Origin of the sequence: Anaeromicropila herbilytica (assembly GCF_016591975.1) — a bacterium.
Classification (GTDB): Bacteria; Bacillota; Clostridia; order Lachnospirales; family Lachnospiraceae; genus Anaeromicropila; species Anaeromicropila herbilytica.
This window is the reverse complement of sequence record NZ_AP024169.1, coordinates 122379-138837: the sequence shown is the minus strand read 5'-3', so window position 1 is coordinate 138837 and position 16459 is coordinate 122379. Positions and strand designations below refer to the sequence as shown.

15 protein-coding genes are annotated in these 16459 nt (G+C 32.2%); 5 read left to right on the top strand and 10 right to left on the bottom strand.

Features of this window, described 5'->3' with window-relative positions:
• Nucleotides 1-655 precede the first annotated feature (655 nt).
• Nucleotides 656-1330 (bottom strand): GntR family transcriptional regulator, encoded by a 675-nt coding sequence (locus bsdtb5_RS00585; protein ID WP_271714119.1) that lies wholly within the window; start codon nt 1328-1330, stop codon nt 656-658.
• 44 nt (nt 1331-1374) lie between these two features.
• Nucleotides 1375-2250 carry a 4-(cytidine 5'-diphospho)-2-C-methyl-D-erythritol kinase gene (ispE, locus tag bsdtb5_RS00580; RefSeq protein WP_271714118.1) on the bottom strand — a complete coding sequence of 292 codons (876 nt, stop codon included), beginning with the start codon at nt 2248-2250 and terminating at the stop codon, nt 1375-1377.
• A gap of 218 nt (nt 2251-2468) precedes the next feature.
• On the opposite strand from ispE, the gene bsdtb5_RS00575 reads away from it, so the two are divergent.
• Nucleotides 2469-3104 (top strand): hypothetical protein, encoded by a 636-nt coding sequence (locus bsdtb5_RS00575; RefSeq protein WP_271714117.1) that lies wholly within the window; start codon nt 2469-2471, stop codon nt 3102-3104.
• Nucleotides 3105-3230: 126 nt separating this feature from the next.
• Here bsdtb5_RS00575 and bsdtb5_RS00570 read toward each other — a convergent pair whose 3' ends face one another.
• From bsdtb5_RS00570 to bsdtb5_RS00555, 4 genes are all read right to left on the bottom strand, one after another.
• Entirely contained in the window at nt 3231-4802 is a 1572-nt protein-coding gene (locus bsdtb5_RS00570; RefSeq protein ID WP_271714116.1) for a DUF3794 and LysM peptidoglycan-binding domain-containing protein, read from the bottom strand.
• 201 nt (nt 4803-5003) lie between these two features.
• Entirely contained in the window at nt 5004-5252 is a 249-nt protein-coding gene (locus tag bsdtb5_RS00565; protein WP_271714115.1) for a Veg family protein, read from the bottom strand.
• A gap of 260 nt (nt 5253-5512) precedes the next feature.
• Complete coding sequence (locus bsdtb5_RS00560; protein ID WP_271714114.1) at nt 5513-5923, bottom strand: HEPN domain-containing protein; 411 nt, start codon at nt 5921-5923, stop codon at nt 5513-5515.
• Complete coding sequence (locus tag bsdtb5_RS00555) at nt 5886-6263, bottom strand: nucleotidyltransferase domain-containing protein (protein WP_271714113.1); 378 nt, start codon at nt 6261-6263, stop codon at nt 5886-5888. The genes bsdtb5_RS00560 and bsdtb5_RS00555 overlap by 38 nt, the downstream gene beginning before the upstream one ends.
• A 248-nt stretch (nt 6264-6511) precedes the next feature.
• On the opposite strand from bsdtb5_RS00555, the gene bsdtb5_RS00550 reads away from it, so the two are divergent.
• From bsdtb5_RS00550 to bsdtb5_RS00540, 3 genes are all read left to right on the top strand, one after another.
• The gene (locus tag bsdtb5_RS00550; RefSeq protein ID WP_271714112.1) at nt 6512-6736 is read left to right on the top strand and encodes a FeoA family protein; all 225 of its coding nucleotides are present in this window, start codon (nt 6512-6514) and stop codon (nt 6734-6736) included.
• 189 nt (nt 6737-6925) lie between these two features.
• Nucleotides 6926-9067 (top strand): ferrous iron transport protein B, encoded by a 2142-nt coding sequence (feoB, locus tag bsdtb5_RS00545; RefSeq protein WP_271714111.1) that lies wholly within the window; start codon nt 6926-6928, stop codon nt 9065-9067.
• 116 nt (nt 9068-9183) lie between these two features.
• A complete protein-coding gene (locus bsdtb5_RS00540) occupies nt 9184-10356 on the top strand; it encodes an AI-2E family transporter (RefSeq protein ID WP_271714110.1) in 1173 nt (390 codons plus the stop codon).
• A gap of 129 nt (nt 10357-10485) precedes the next feature.
• Here the strand turns inward: bsdtb5_RS00540 and bsdtb5_RS00535 are convergent, their stop codons facing one another.
• The 4 genes from bsdtb5_RS00535 to bsdtb5_RS00520 form a co-directional block, all read right to left on the bottom strand.
• Nucleotides 10486-13017 (bottom strand): ABC transporter permease, encoded by a 2532-nt coding sequence (locus bsdtb5_RS00535; RefSeq protein WP_271714109.1) that lies wholly within the window; start codon nt 13015-13017, stop codon nt 10486-10488.
• Nucleotides 13001-13741 (bottom strand): ABC transporter ATP-binding protein, encoded by a 741-nt coding sequence (locus bsdtb5_RS00530; RefSeq protein WP_271714108.1) that lies wholly within the window; start codon nt 13739-13741, stop codon nt 13001-13003. The genes bsdtb5_RS00535 and bsdtb5_RS00530 overlap by 17 nt, the downstream gene beginning before the upstream one ends.
• Before the next feature lie 253 nt (nt 13742-13994).
• Entirely contained in the window at nt 13995-14837 is an 843-nt protein-coding gene (locus bsdtb5_RS00525) for a sensor histidine kinase (protein ID WP_271714107.1), read from the bottom strand.
• A gap of 2 nt (nt 14838-14839) precedes the next feature.
• Nucleotides 14840-15511, bottom strand: coding sequence for a response regulator transcription factor (locus bsdtb5_RS00520; RefSeq protein WP_271714106.1), 672 nt, complete (start codon nt 15509-15511; stop codon nt 14840-14842).
• 329 nt (nt 15512-15840) lie between these two features.
• Here bsdtb5_RS00520 and bsdtb5_RS00515 point away from each other — a divergent pair, with 329 nt between their 5' ends.
• Nucleotides 15841-16317 (top strand): hypothetical protein, encoded by a 477-nt coding sequence (locus bsdtb5_RS00515; protein WP_330611865.1) that lies wholly within the window; start codon nt 15841-15843, stop codon nt 16315-16317.
• The last annotated feature ends 142 nt before the right edge of the window (nt 16318-16459 follow it).

Sequence of the window (16459 nt, the reverse complement as noted above, 5' to 3'; positions counted from 1 at the left end):
TTATTATAAACGTATCTTTCTTCTTTTATGCAAGAAATCCCTATTTTGGTTTTCAATTTCTAAATACAAGTTTATGGAGAATATCACTATTTTCGTATCTAATTTATAATCTGCTATTAATGTGGATTTTTTTCTTTTGGTTTTAAATAGCTTTATACATAAAACCTTTTTTCCTTTATTTTTAATTCACAACTTTATGCAGATTTTCTCTTCTAGCTTTAAATGGTCTAAACTGATAATTACTTTTTTTAAATAACTAAAATAGCTTTAAACAGAATATCCCTCTTTTGACTCTAAAACTTTATACACAGTACTTAAAAGTCCCCTTCAAAACCTTCGCCTGAATATGGCAGTATGCAGATACGGGGAGCGATTTCGTCTTAAAGAGTATTAGAAGTTCTTAATAGATTGTAATCACGCCAATGATAAGAATGAGATCTGTCTGAGCGTCTTGTGCGAGTTATCTCATTCTTATCATGCTTTCAGTGATTACACTCTATTTAGAACTTCTTATACTCCTTTAACCGAAACCGCTCCCCGTATCTGCATACTGCCATATTCTCGTCAACCTACCCTGGGGACTTCACACGCACTCTTTTACAGCAAAAAAGAGCCCCCATAATCGCTTATGAGGACTCCATAAATAAAGTGAAAACTAACGCTCATATTTAATTGTTTTACTAACACCAACAACCTGATTGTAGATATGCTTCTTTATACTCTCTTTTGCCTTCTCTACATCTTTTTTCTCTATACTATCATATATTTCTTGATGCTCATTTACTAAGATTGCATGGCTTTCAAGATCTTTTAGATATTCCACACGGTAACGATACATCTGTTCTCTTAAGTTATTTAGTATCTGTATTAAACGGTCATTTCTTGTTGCCTGGAAAATAATATCATGAAAAGTCACATCTTTTTCAGCACTGATTGTTACATCTTTTTCATGAATTGCAGCCTTAAAATCATCCATAGACTTCCTTAAAGCTTCTAATTCTTCCTTCGTTATCTTTTCACAAGCTAATTCTACAGCTAATTCTTCTAATGAACATCTTACTTCAAGAACATCATTCAGATCTTTTTCTGTAATTCTTGCTACTTCAGCACCTTTTCTTGGTATCATAACAACTAGACCTTCAAGTTCTAACTTACGAATTGCTTCTCGAATCGGTGTACGGCTAACACCTAGACGATCAGCTAATTGAATCTCCATTAGTCTTTCGCCTGGTTCTAGCTCTCCTTTTAGTATCGCTTGCCTTAATGTATTGAATACGATATCTCGTAATGGTAAGTATTCATTTAAGGTTACTTTTAACTTATCTTCCATTGTCTGAATCCCCCTATTTATGTTAACAAGATTTCCTTTTTAGTTTACTGATCCATCCTATTATATAAACTAGCTAAATGAACGTTTTTGGCTAATTCACTTGTTTTTAATTTATAAAATGCTTTACTTGCTTTATTATAATTATCAAAGATACCAAATACCGTTGGACCACTACCACTCATGATAGAATTTAATGCTCCCATCTCTATCATTTGCTTTTTAATCTCGTTAATTACAGGATATTCTTTGATTGTAACTGTCTCAAGTACATTACTTAATTTACTTGTAACTTGGTATAGATCCTGATCTTTTATCGCCTGTATCATTCCATCAATATCTGGATGCTTCTCTATTCTTTCTATATTCAGGTTGTCATAAACAAATTTAGTAGATACATTAATCCCTGGTTTTGCTATCAGCACATGACACTTTGGCATTGCAGGTAATGGAGTTAACACTTCACCAATTCCTTCTGACAAAGCTGTTCCTCTAAGAAGACAATAAGGTACATCTGCTCCTAGTTTTACTGCCCTATCCATTAGATCTTTTTTGGATAAGGAAAGGTCAAAAAGCTTATTAATTCCAACCATAGTTGTGGCAGCATCCGCACTTCCACCTGCCATTCCTGCAGCTACTGGAATCTTCTTCTCAAGGTTGATAAACACACCTTGGTTAATCTCAAATTCATCTAACAACATTTTTGCAGCTTTATATACTAAATTATTCTCATTCGTAGGTAAATAGTGTAGATTTGTCTTTAATGTAATCTCATTTGACTGTGTCTTACTTAAAGATATCTTATCATATAAATTAACTGTCTGCATAATCATACGGACTTCATGATAACCATCTTCACGTTTTCCTATTACATCAAGACCTAAATTAATTTTAGCGAATGCCTTTAATTTTATATGATTCATCGTTCCACCTTTGCTGCCATCTGTTGTCTTTTGATTGTACAGAGGCATTGTATCTTGTATACTGTACATTATACACACAGTACATAAGAAATGCAATAACATATTTTTCATGATTTTCTATAACTGCTCTTAATTTACATTATTCCCTATCCGATATATAGTATAAGCAATTAATAAGTTACATTACTTATATTACTCAATTCAAGGAGGTTTAAAACATGAGTGTAAATGGAGTTACAAGTAATACGGTAAGTTATTCAAAGAATAATTCAAAAGAAACAGTAAAAGGATCACAAAATGACAAAGCATCAGTAACTACTTCCAATACAGCTAGTACTGCTGCTGTATATGAACCTACCAAAAAAGGCACTAACAACAACGACTCCACAAGTCTATATAAGAGGGATACTACTACTATTGAGAAATTAAAGGCTGAAGCAGATAGACGAACAAGTCAACTTCGCAGTCTCGTTGAGAAAATGCTTTTAAAACAAGGAAAGAAATTTGATGAATCCACTGATATCTACGAATTCTTAAGAAAAGGTGATTACACCGTTGATGAAGATGTTGCAAAACAAGCGCAAGATGATATTTCAGAAAATGGTTACTGGGGTGTTGAACAAACATCAGATCGCCTTTTATCTTTCGCCAAAGCTCTAACTGGTGGAGACCCATCTAAAGTATCCGAGATGCGTGACGCTGTAGAAAAAGGGTTTGCTGCTGCGAAAAAAGCATGGGGTGGTGAACTTCCTTCCATATGTAAGGATACATATGACGCAACTATGAAAAAATTTGATGAGTGGGAGAAATCTTCAACTACTACATCGGAAGATTCATCCAACTCAGAAGCATAGTAAGCGGCTTATTTAAATAACTCTAATATTGATACAAAAAATAAAATCAACTAAGACATTTTATATATGCTTAGTTGATTTTATTATGTATAACTTCATTATAATTCAAATGTATTTATACTGAATTTAACTGAATGCAATATCTACTTTTTTAATAATTAAGATCTTATCTCCTGTTTTGATTGTATCATGTTCTAACTCATTTACTTCTTTTATATTATCCACAGTTGTATAATATTTTTTTGCAATATTCCACAAACTATCCCCAGGTTTCACAATATAGCCTACAATACTTGGGATCTCTTGCAATTTATCCACATCAATATCTGCTACTACAACATCTGTTATAATTGGTTCTTTAATTTTGTCAAATACCAAAGTATTGAGATTAACAGAAGCTTTCACCTCTACTTCTTCACTATCCAACATGATTACACTTAATTGTTCTACACTTGGTTTAATATTATATATACTATTTTCATTGATTTCTTTTGCTTCAATCGTTTGTGAAAATGGTATTACTCCTTTTAATGAACCAAGTGGTTTGTTATCATCATCCGTAATATATAACATCTGAATATACAGTACACCATCAACTGCAATTCCATTCTGCACATATTCCATCTCATCAATTTTAGCTGTTGCGCTACTATGGCATATTTGTAGAATACGAGCTTGGTTATTATCAAGTTTTATACGGTCTGAGACTCTTGCCTTACTATTGTTCTTAACAACTAGATTCTCATAAAAAGCATCTCTTACCGTTGGTGTTAATTCTTTCTGTGTTGAATACACATCACTTAGAATCTCTAACTGTTCTTCTTCATATGCCTTAATATCTAGATCGAGGACTACCTCAACATCAATCACTCTCTCTTCTCCGTCTGAGTCTGGCTTGATCTCCAGATCCTTAGAGAGAATGCTAATATCAATATCGTCCACCATATCTTCACTAGCTCCAGAACAATCAATAACTCCACTGAATGGAAGTTCCAAGTCAAGATACTGTATCTGGTGATCTTCCTCTTCACTTGAATACAATATGAAGAATGCGACTTCACCTTTTAAACTGATCTTATTATCCAATATCCTATGATCCATATTCTCTAAACGCGCTTCACTATATAGAATTTCAAACATGTTTGGCTTATTAGATGGAATCGTAATCTCGTCTTTAATTCGGTGGGTGTCTTTCTTATTAATGGCAATCTGAGTAATATCAATTATCTTATTCTTTGATTCTACTTCTTCTTCACCATCAACGGATACCGCAGTCTCTTCGTCATAGATATCTTCTACACAGAAATTAAGACTTACGATAGATCTTACGCTAATTTTTCTCGAATTAATAAGGCTAGTAGTAAGATCTTCTAATTCCCATTTTACAGAAACGTTATCGTCCTGATTAATATCATCCATATTGATGACTTCTTCAAATGGAATCTCACCTACCATATTATGTATTGATATATTTCTATCATCGCTAATATAAAGGATGTGGAAGTGTAGTGAACCTTTCACTAAGACTTTACCATTCATTGCTTTCACTTCATTAATCTTTATTTCGCCTTGTTCTTTTACTATTTTATCAATATCCGGTTTGACATCTGGAACATTAAAATCATCATCTAGTGTGAGTTGCACACTACTTTTACATTTTAATTTATTCATATGAATATTCTTCTTGATGAGCTCCACAAATAATCCCTCCTTGTCTTATATCAAAATATATTCACAAGGGGTAATTTTTATTCTATCGTTTTAAATAATAGTTATAAATAATTCTTTTCCACGATAAAAAACTCTTCTTATTATATAACTTTTATATAATAAGAAGAGTTTTTATTTGTATTATATCAGCTTTATATCATTGTTATTATCTAATAAATTATTTACTAATTATTCACTACAAAGTGTTAACTGGACATCTCTTGTTAATACATCGGTATAACTATAGGATACCATCTGAAATGTATTCTCAATCTCATCTTCTACTTTTACGAGAAATATGCTTGGATAAGTTTCCGAAATAACACCCTCCGTAATATCAATTTTGTGCCTTCCTTTATTAGCTCTAATTTTGACTTTACTACCTACATGACTAACTACGGCCTTACGAACCCTGTTTACATCTGTTTGCTTCATCATAATCTTCACCTCATTCTATTGCACTCATTCTACTATATCATGAGATTCCAAGCTTTGTCAAATAAATTATCAGACAACTTATCGTAGATAGCAAAGTTGTATATATAAATATGCACACAATTCCCTATTAAAACTATATGTTTTTATGAATTATTTTCTAATATAATAAAAAATATCAAAATATTCATGCAAAATGTATATTTATACAACATGATTTTCGTTTTTATTGTTACTTTTTTACAAAGTTTTAGTATGTTTTGCTATTGCTTCTCTTTTTCCAACCTTTTTATAATGGAATTTGTTATTTCTAATATCGTTCGAGCAATCTCGATACAACGTGTCGCTTCTTCTTCTGTAACGATTGTATAATCAACCCCGGGATACCTTGCATCATAGTAATAATCCGTCAAATAAGACATATCATCCAAGTTAATATTCACACCATCTATCTCATTCATTACACCTTTTGCTAACGTTTTTAGCTTATGAGATCGCATAATCTCAATGTCACCATTTTTAATACAGTAATTTTCTAGAATGAATTTAAGAAATTTCTCTACAACCTGCTGGCAGCCTGATGCAACATTATTATAATATCCTGTTGTCATACCAGCTTCTGCATATTTTAGATCATTATATGCTATCGCATAATAATTGTTTTCCAATTTCACTATAATTGCCCTCCTCCCATAATATAATTCCATGTTCTCTGAGCTGTCTTGTAAATAAATCCATGGATGTCTCATAAGATTCCTTGATATAGAATACTACATCCGTAGTTACAGCATTGATTGGTTCGCTTAATTCTTCTCGAATTCTAGCTTTTATGATTCTGTCTTGAATCATTTCCTTTGTAACAATCAATAGATCAATATCACTATTTATTTTAATCTTTCCAGTAGCAACACTACCGAATAAAATAATCTTTTCTAACGATGGTATTCGTGATGATTCTATGTACTTTAAGTCGAAGATCAGCTTATCTATAAAACGCTTTGGTATCTGTTCCATAAGAGCCTCCATCTTTGTTATTATGTTATATTATAACCTCTTTCTATATCATTTAACAAGCCTGTTATTCATATTTGGAACGTAAGTTACGCTTCCTTCATATTATATAATTAGTCTAGTTTAAATAGTCTCACAAAATATATGTGAACATTAGAAGTAACGAAGCAATTTTATAAAACATTCTTTATAATTATAAGGACTAAAGCCTTGTATTTTAAGAAATCTACATCCCGAGATTGGAGGTTACCATGTTAAAGTTAAATGATGTATCAGTAGGTAACTACGTTACAATACATGAATTATTATCTACCGAAATGTTAAGAGAAAGAATGCTAGCTCTTGGATTAACAAAAGGTGCTAAAGTTGAAGTTGTACGAAAAGGACCTTCTGGAGACCCAACTGTTTATAATATTAGAGGAGCAATGATTGCATTAAGAAAAGAAGAAGCATCCTTAATATTTGTTGAAGAATAGAAATAAAGTAATTCATCAATATGGCTCTCGTGAAAGGGTGCGAAATACTCAAAATATAAGAATGAATTCGGTTAAGAATTCATTCTTATATTTTGATGGTTCTACTTTTTTCTTATGTATGCACAAAAGGTAACGGATGAATGTAGTTAGAATAGAATAAAATAGTTTATTAATTAAGGAGGTGTATAAATGGGATTAACACATGAGTCTATGAAAAGTAATGCCTTTATTGATACTTTTAATGTAGAAAAAACCAAGAATCAATCCGTCATTGCACTCGCAGGCAATCCAAACACTGGAAAGAGCACAGTCTTTAATGCCTTAACAGGCCTTCACCAGCACACTGGGAACTGGCCTGGCAAAACCGTAGTTAATGCTAGAGGCGAATATTCTTACCATGGGATAGAACACATTTTAGTTGATTTACCAGGTACATATTCACTGTTTCCTTCCTCCGTGGAAGAAGAAGTTGCAAGAGATTTTCTCCTATTTGGTAATGCAGACGCTGTAATTGTAGTTACGGATGCAACCTGTATGGAACGCAATCTCAATCTCGTATACCAGATTATGGAGCTTACCAATAATATTGTACTATGCATTAACTTAATTGACGAAGCTAAGAAGAAAAAGATTCAAATAGATGCGAAAGGAATTGCATCGGAGCTTGGTGTTCCTGTTGTATTATGTGCTGCAAGAAGCGGTATGGGAATTAACGAGCTAAGAGAGGCTGTATATCAAGTTATTACCGGAAGTAAAATTCCACAAGTCAAAGAATTAAGATATAGTAATGCAATTGAAGAGAAAGTCGATTTACTTCAACGGCTATTCACAGAATCCATGACCCCAGGTAGCAGTAATAAGAACCTTCGATGGCTTTCGTTGAGAGCACTTGACGGTGATTCCAAATTAATTGATAATCTCCTTTATAATGCAACCTCAGACGAAAAAGAGCTATTGATAAAAGCTAACGACTTATCCATCTCTCTTGAAGATAAGAAAAAAATACGTGAGCGCATTGCAGAGGAAATCTACCATAAAGCTGAGAATCTAAAAGCAAGCTATATTCATCAATCAACGGATAAAATATCACGTGATCGTAGAATTGATAATATTATTACCTCCAGAATCTTTGGCATTCCAATAATGTTACTTACATTGGCTCTCATCTTCTGGATTACCATCGTTGGTGCTAATATTCCATCTGCATTTTTATCAAATATTCTATTTGGAATTGAAGGTAAATTAACAATTCTTTTTCATAATCTACATGCACCTGAATGGCTTCATGGTGTTCTGGTACTAGGACTATATAAGACATTAGCATGGGTGGTTTCTGTCATGCTTCCTCCTATGGCTATTTTCTTTCCCATCTTTACAATATTAGAAGATCTGGGTTTTTTGCCTAGGGTTGCCTTTAATATGGATCATATGTTTAAGAAAGCATGTGCACATGGAAAGCAATGCCTTACAATGTGTATGGGATTCGGATGCAATGCTGCTGGAATCGTATCTTGTAGAATTATAGAATCCCCAAGAGAGCGTTTAATTGCTATTATGACCAATAACTTTGTTCCGTGTAACGGAAGATTTCCGACTTTAATTGCAATATCTACTGTATTCCTTGCTTCCTTTGGTGGCAATAAATATGGAATTCTTCCAACCCTAGCTGTGACTGGCTTAGTTATCATAGGTATTGCAATCACCTTAATGGTATCTTACCTATTATCTAAGACCATTCTAAAAGGTGTACCTTCAACTTTTACTTTGGAACTTCCACCCTACAGGATTCCAAAGATAGGAAGACTTTTATATACCTCCATGATTGACCGTACAATCTTTGTCCTAATTCGTGCAGCTCTTATTGCTGCTCCTGCTGGGGCCTTTACTTGGATTCTTGCGAATCTCTATATAGGTGATCTTAGCATTCTTGCTCACCTTGCTGCATTTTTCGACCCATTTGCTGGCCTGATTGGATTAGATGGATATATTCTTATGGCTTTCATTCTTGGTTTACCTGCTAATGAGATTGTGCTTCCTATCTTACTAATGGCTTATCTCTCTACTGGTTCTATTCTTACCTTCGATAGTATTGATTCTCTCAGAGAAGTATTACTTGCACACAGTTGGACTCCTCTTACTGCATTAAATATGATGTTATTTAGTTTATTTCATTGGCCATGTGCAACTACCTTATTAACTATAAAAAAAGAGACGAAGAGTATCAAGTGGACAATTTTCTCTGTTCTTATCCCTACTGGAATTGGCATACTTCTATGCTTTGCCACTACAACAATTTATCATATTATAACTTTCCTTATTGATTGCATTTAAATCATAGGATATACTATAGAAAATATATAACGATTCGGTTATGGCTTTCTTATAAACTGCATTCATAACACTACTGAATCGTTATAAAAAATACTAAAAAACGGAGGATATATGATTTGAAAATCTCACAGTTAATTGATAAAAAATACGCTAAAATTTCTATTTACGTAATCATTACTGCTTTCTTCATATTTGGTTCTTTCAGAATCCTAAATAATCTGAATGATATTGTTGATTACATATCAGGTACGATACATTGGATCTTGGTAGTATTAAAACCAGTCGTTATTGGTTTTGTAATTGCCTATTTACTTGATCCTGTGGTGGCATTTTTTGAAAGACAATTTCATAAAGTGAAATTTATCAAGAAAAAAGTTCGAACACTTAGTGTAGTATGTACCTTTTTATTCATAATAATATTCCTTACTATTCTTGTATCACTTGTTGTATCAAGTATTACAAAGCAACTTCAAGTTGCAAACTTTGATGACTTTATTATTGCACTTAACAAAATAGTTGATAGCTCAAAGAATCTATATTCTGATATTATGAACAAACTATCTTCACTAAATATTGAATCAACGCAAATATCCTCTTATGTTAAATTAGCTTCTAATACATTCTTTAGCACTATCATTAATGTATTAAATGGTGTTGCTTTATCTTTTAGCAATATATCAGATTACTTAACTACCTTAGTATTTGGTATCATTATAGGAATCTATTTTATGCTGGATAAAGAATTAATACTTGGTTTTATAAATCGTGTAAGCAATGCGCTCCTTAATAAACGTGTAAATACTAAGATCCATGAGTTATTAAATGACCTAGATACAGTATTCTCAGGTTACCTAAAAGGTCAACTTTCCGATGTTGGTTTTATGATGGTCGCTGTTAGTTTTACTTTAATGCTAACTGGTACCAAGTTCGCAATATTAATCGGTATCCTTACTGGTCTTGCCAATCTGATTCCTTATCTTGGTGGATTCGTGGCCTACGGTCTTACCATTATTGTATGTCTTATGAATGGTGAATACCAAGTACTACTTGTTTCTATTATTGCATTATTTATTGTTCAAAATATTGATGCCAATATTGTAGGTCCAAAATTATTAAGTAGTAGTATTAAGATTCATCCTCTATTAGTTATTATCTTTCTGATTGTAGGTAGCGCAGTTGGTGGATTATTTGGTATGTTACTTGCAGTTCCTGTTGGAGGATTTATTAAGGTAGAATTCATGAAATGGATTGCTTATCTTGAGAAAAAGAAACAGTTGAAGGTTGAGTAACTCTAATTGAATGCAGAGCAAAAAAATACTGTCCACCACAAGGGTGAGACAGTATTTTTTATATTTTTTTACCTAATAAGCTTAACATAGTCTTGTATCTTTTATCTTTTTTTCCATGTTTTATAAAAATTAATCTTCTAGCTTAAATCGCTCCACAATACTATCCTTAGCTAGTTTTTTATAACAAATGTTTGGAATAATATAGGTAACTAGTAAAAGGAATGGAAAGCATATAATAATTGGCATAACTGTAAATCTCCATTCATAATACCAACTATCTTCTACCACTGCCTTTACAATCAGATTAGTAATAGGCACACCAACTGTTATGGCAAAAAATGTGCTGATGGTACCATATAAAATTCCTTCAAAGTTAAGCATTCTCTTTAATTGTTTCTTTGTCATTCCAACCGCCTCTAACATTGCAAATTCCTGCTTCCTTGCTAAGATAGAGGTTGCTATCGTATTTATAAAATTAAGAATACCTATAATGCCTAATATTATAATTAATGTTCCACCAACCATAACAACAGTCTTAAGCGATTGATTAAATTCCGTAAGGTACATTTGTTTTGATGTAAATATAAGGTTTGGCTCTACCTTCTTGCAATACGTCTTCATCCAACTTGTCATCTTCCTTAGCGAAGAATCCTTTACATCTAGAATGACTGTCATTGGCTGTTTATCTCCATATTGCTTTTGATATTCCTGCTCTGGCAAGTAGAAAGACTGTGTCAATATAGAAAGAACATAGGGGTAAGAAATAGTATAGGGAAGCTCACCAATAGCCATAACCTTATATGTTTTGGATTTTCCTCCACCAAAATTTAGAGTTATACGATCACCCTTTTTATAGCAAGGGATATGATCACAACCAATTTTTACTTCTTCAACAATAACATAATCACCACTTTGAAACTTCTTCCAATCTATATTTCCTTTTTGGACCTCTAATTTATGAAATGCATATGCATTTATCCCATAAATCAGACTTTTGGAATTTTTATTGCTTAAGTTGTTGGATAATTCTTTCTTCTGTGGCTTTGTGTAAATATTCCAATCGTCGTCTATATGCTTCTTAATGCGGTAATATTCATTTCCCTCTAATTCTTGTATGGATTTCTTAGCATATATCTTTCCAACCTTATTCACTTCTTTTTTGTCCTTTATTTGATTTAAAAACGCATTAGTGACCCCTTCAATATTCGCATATTTTCCAAAGAATCCCATACTTTTATCCCGAACTTCAAAATCACTTGATATCATTGGACTCAGATACAAGTCTACATTAAATCCTGTAATTATTTTGTATATCCCATTTAGGATAATTAACGATAATGAAAGTGATGCTATAACGATTATAGCTTTCTTCCTCGCTCTTTTCACATTTTCAAATGCCATATGAAATGGAGTAACTTTATATGATTTTTTCTTTTTCCTTTTAAACGATTCACTACTATCCACATACTTAACTGCTTCCTGTGGCGATAATCTCGCTACAAGAAAACATGGTTGAAAACAGCTTAAGTAAACCGTAAGTAAAGTAAAAACTGCTGAGAAAATAAAAATAAATGGATGAAAGGACATAGCAATTGTTCGTACGTTCCCCATATACTTCATCACAAACGGTGTCAGAATCCATCCAGTAAGATAACCTAACAATAGTCCTAGTGGAATTCCTATGCTAGCTAACACAAAGGCTTGTTTTCTTACCATCCTCTTTAGTTGTCTACTTGTAGTCCCAATTGTTTTTAATAACCCATAAAATTTAATGTCTTTATTTACAGATATATAAAAAATATTGTAGATAATCAAATAACCAGAAACTAAAATAATGGTAATTACAAGTATAAACATAAACGCAATATTTTTATCTATTTTTGCATCCGCATAAACAGAATTGGTTGAAATATTAATTTTTTTAGGATTAAATCCACAGCGTTTTATAAGTGCATCTACCTTTTGATCAATATTATATTGATTTTTAAAGTTTATAGAACAACAGTAAACCGGTGGATCATTCCCCTCTTCAATTGTCTCCCCAGTTATCACAGGTGCTACCCTATTGCAATACTGCTTAGATACCCATATTTCTTGGGCAGTTGCTACTTTATCGCCTTTCCAATATCCTGACAGAATATAACTTTTCCTTTGCGTAACCCCATTTATAGAAAGTTCCAATGTGATGTGTTCACCCAATCTATGTTTTATTCCTAAAGCATCCAAGACAATTGTACTCGTCGCTAGTTCATTTTCACTATTTGGCATACGACCTACTTTAGGGTAACACCCAAAACTCTTAGCGTTTTCATCTTCTGCATAACGAATCTCGGATTGAATATTTGTCAGTTCTTTATTCCACGCAATTGAAAGAAAAACATTATAGGAAATACTTTTTATTTCTTTATCTTTTTCTAATACTTTATATTCATTCTCTGATAGATTCTTCGCGTATGCATGAGAAGTACCATTGATTCTAATCTCTGATTGTTTCATTGATTTTTGAATTGTTGCACTAATAGTAACTAAACTTGTAAATAGAAGCGCTGTTAATGCTATTGCTAATATTGCAATTAAATTTCTTCTATCATCTTTTCGTAAAAATCGTCTAGAAAGCATGTGAATGGTTTTTTGATTGGAAACTTTAATCAACCTTCTCACCAGCTTTCCTATCTTCTGCTCTTATAATATTGCTTAAAAGATTGTTTGTTTTCCTTACATAATTGACAATTCTTCCATCCTCAATCTGAATTACACGATCAGCTAAAGATGCTATACTTTCATTATGTGTTATCATTACAATTGTCTGACCGAATTTCTCACTCGTTATTTTTAACAAGCTGATAACATCATGGCTGGTCCTACTATCAAGATTACCAGTTGGCTCATCTGCTAAGATGATAGCTGGCTTTGAAGCTAATGCTCTTGCAATTGCAACTCTTTGTTGCTGCCCTCCAGATAATTCGCTAGGAAGACTCTCTTTCTTCTCTGACAACCCTAATATCTCAATAACCTCATCTACATATTCCTGATCAATCGTATTACCATCTAATTGAATTGGTAATACGATATTCTCGTATACATTAAGGACAGGGATCAAATTAAAACTTTGAAAGATAAAACCAATTTTTCTTCTACGAAAAATTGTTAACGCTTCATCTTTTAAATTGAAAATATCCTGATCATCTACGTAGACCTTACCTTCTGTTGGATAATCAAGCCCACCTAACATATGAAGCAAGGTAGATTTTCCACTACCAGATGTTCCAACAACCGCAACAAATTCACCTTCTTCGATAGCTAAATCAATTTCATCCAATGCCTTCACTTGCTTTACTCCAGAGCCATAATACTTTTTTAAGTTCATTGCTTTTAATATACTCATCTTTATCCCCGTTAACATAGCACATCTGCTAAACTCCCTTGACTAACCACATTAAGTACATCATATAAAAGTGGTTCGTTCTAACTAATAGAGTTAACTACTATGTACTGACCCTTTCTATTTCATTTTTCATGCTTATGTTATATTTAGTTGATATCATTTTGTAATACAACAATAACACAGCAATCTTTCCATGGCCTTTCTAGAATATAACAGTTTTGAAAGATTTGATCATTTGCCTTATGTAATTTTTTTATTTTGGAAGGTATATTTCGAAAGTTGAGCCTACCATTACCTCTGATTTCACATCAATGTATCCATGTTGCTTAGATATAATATTTCTTGCAAGATATAACCCTAACCCAATTCCTTCTTTTTCTTGGGCACGGTTACTTCGGTAGAACCTTTTAAATATCTCATTGATTTCATCTTTTGCAATTCCACAACCTTGATCTCTGATTAAGATTCCTGTAAATAAGTCATAATCTGAAATCATTATTTTAATGGTTGTATTAACTCTTGAATACTTGATTGCATTATCTAGAATGTTAAATATTGCTTCTTCTGTCCATTTTTTATCATAACAGGCAAATACCCCAGTCTCTCTTTCTTCTGGTAATTCAAGAGTTATATTCTTTGCCTTTAATTTTGTATCAACTGCTGACACAATAGAGGATATCAAGGGCTTTATTTCTTGCCTTATGGGAATAATCTTCATGGTCTCTGATTCGAGGCGAGATATTTTCACTAAATTTTGAATTAAAAAATTTAGCTTATCCGATTGTTTACTTATTTCACGTACAAGTTCTTTGTCTTCTTTTGTCATGGTACTTTCCTCAAGCATCTGTGAATACAAAATGATATTTGATAAAGGTGTCTTAGTCTGATGAGATATATCTGATACAAAGCTCTTTATATTCTCTCTCTCTTTTTCAATTTTCTTCTTTGATAAAATAGAAGAAGAAATATATCTTTTCCACTTAACCTCTAGTTTAGATAACTCGGTTTCATCATAGTCAGATTCTATAAAAGAGCCATTCATTGCATTATCAATCATGGAATTTAATCTCTGAAATGTTCTTTTTGCTCCAAACATAACTAATCCCTCCATGTATAGCCAATACCATATACTGTTTGAATATAGATTGGCTTTGAGGCGTTGTCCTCGATTTTATCTCTTAGTCGCTTTACTGTCACCGATAATGCATTTTCATCGACAAAGTTAGCTCCATCAGACCATATCTTGTCCATTAGTACTTCTCTTGTTAATGTTCGTCCTGTGTTAGATACTAATAAAAATAGTAACTTTTGTTCTGTTTTACTTAATATAATTTCTGTATTATCTTTTTTAAATATCATATTAGGGAAATCAAACAATAAATTATTTCTATGGAATATATCCTGATTTTTTACTATATTATGTAATAGATTATGTATTCTAGCACGTAATACCATGAGACTAAATGGTTTCGTGACATAATCATTTGCACCATATTCAAACCCTAGAACTTCATCCATTTCCATATCATTGGCTGTCAATATAAGCACAGGCACGTTGCTATTTTTTCGAACTTTTTGTAAAAGGCTATACCCATTTCCATCTGGTAAATTTACATCTAATATAATTAGGTCAAACGTCTGCTCTTCTAATTGTAATAATCCTTCTTCTAGATTATAACTCTGAAAGAATGCATATTCCTCTTGCTTTAGAGCTAAAGCTATTCCATTATTTAAGGAGTAATCATCCTCCACTATTAATATTTTTTTCATGATTTAGACCTTTCTAGATATCACACTTGTCACGAGGCTATTCATTTTTATGTTAATTTCAAAATAGATAATTCTAATTTTTAACATCTATTACCTTATTTTACTCATTTATTAATACAATATCAATTTATTTTGTTGTATTCAGGTTACATTAATAAACCATTTAATGTTTTATATAAACATGTGAACTTCTACCTACCAACATAAATAGACAATAGATTTATTCACTATTTATCACCAAATCTATCACCAATCGACCTACTTCGTAATAAAATAATAGTGAAAGATGTAATATTTTATTGGATTTTGTATCTCGCCAAACAAAGTAGGTGAATGATATAGATACTTATTATAATCAAATTAATTCTAACATTAGAAAAGGGAAGTATAAGCTGCTTGGTTCTGGATCAGGAAGACGTGTATATGATTTAGGAAATGGTTATGTTGTAAAAGTTGCTAAGAATAGAAAAGGAATTGCGCAAAATAAAACCGAATATGAGATATCTTCAAATGACCCTTCGGATGTCTTTGCAAGAGTAAAAGCAATGTCCGACGATAGCATATTTCTTGTTATGGAGAAAGCACAACGACTTAAGGATCTATCCTATGTAAGGCAATACTATCATGTGTATAATAACAGGCAATTATTTCAAATAAATGAACTAAGAGATTTTTATGTTTATAATGATTTACTTGTTCCTGATCTTTATAGATGTGTAAACTGGGGAATGATTGATGGAAAACCAGTGATTATTGATTATGGCTTTACTAAAAATGTAAGACGAAAATATTATTCTATGTTTTAATTTCTTTCAGCAAGAAGAATTTAAATGAGTACCCCCTCCACTAAGCATTGTGATAATTATATTTGTTGAAAAGTTACTAAATAAAGCAGAATCCTATAGTAATCAGAAGGAGCACTACATTAGCAATCACCAACTATTTTAC

Coding starts and splice junctions, on each gene's coding strand:
- bsdtb5_RS00525 (WP_271714107.1), bottom strand. CDS start 14,837: ATGTTTGGAGCAAAAAGAACATTTCAGAGATTAAATTCCATGATTGAT.
- bsdtb5_RS00550 (WP_271714112.1), top strand. CDS start 6,512: ATGTTAAAGTTAAATGATGTATCAGTAGGTAACTACGTTACAATACAT.
- feoB (WP_271714111.1), top strand. CDS start 6,926: ATGGGATTAACACATGAGTCTATGAAAAGTAATGCCTTTATTGATACT.
- bsdtb5_RS00530 (WP_271714108.1), bottom strand. CDS start 13,741: ATGAGTATATTAAAAGCAATGAACTTAAAAAAGTATTATGGCTCTGGA.
- ispE (WP_271714118.1), bottom strand. CDS start 2,250: ATGAATCATATAAAATTAAAGGCATTCGCTAAAATTAATTTAGGTCTT.
- bsdtb5_RS00565 (WP_271714115.1), bottom strand. CDS start 5,252: ATGATGAAGCAAACAGATGTAAACAGGGTTCGTAAGGCCGTAGTTAGT.
- bsdtb5_RS00555 (WP_271714113.1), bottom strand. CDS start 6,263: ATGGAACAGATACCAAAGCGTTTTATAGATAAGCTGATCTTCGACTTA.
- bsdtb5_RS00585 (WP_271714119.1), bottom strand. CDS start 1,330: ATGGAAGATAAGTTAAAAGTAACCTTAAATGAATACTTACCATTACGA.
- bsdtb5_RS00575 (WP_271714117.1), top strand. CDS start 2,469: ATGAGTGTAAATGGAGTTACAAGTAATACGGTAAGTTATTCAAAGAAT.
- bsdtb5_RS00520 (WP_271714106.1), bottom strand. CDS start 15,511: ATGAAAAAAATATTAATAGTGGAGGATGATTACTCCTTAAATAATGGA.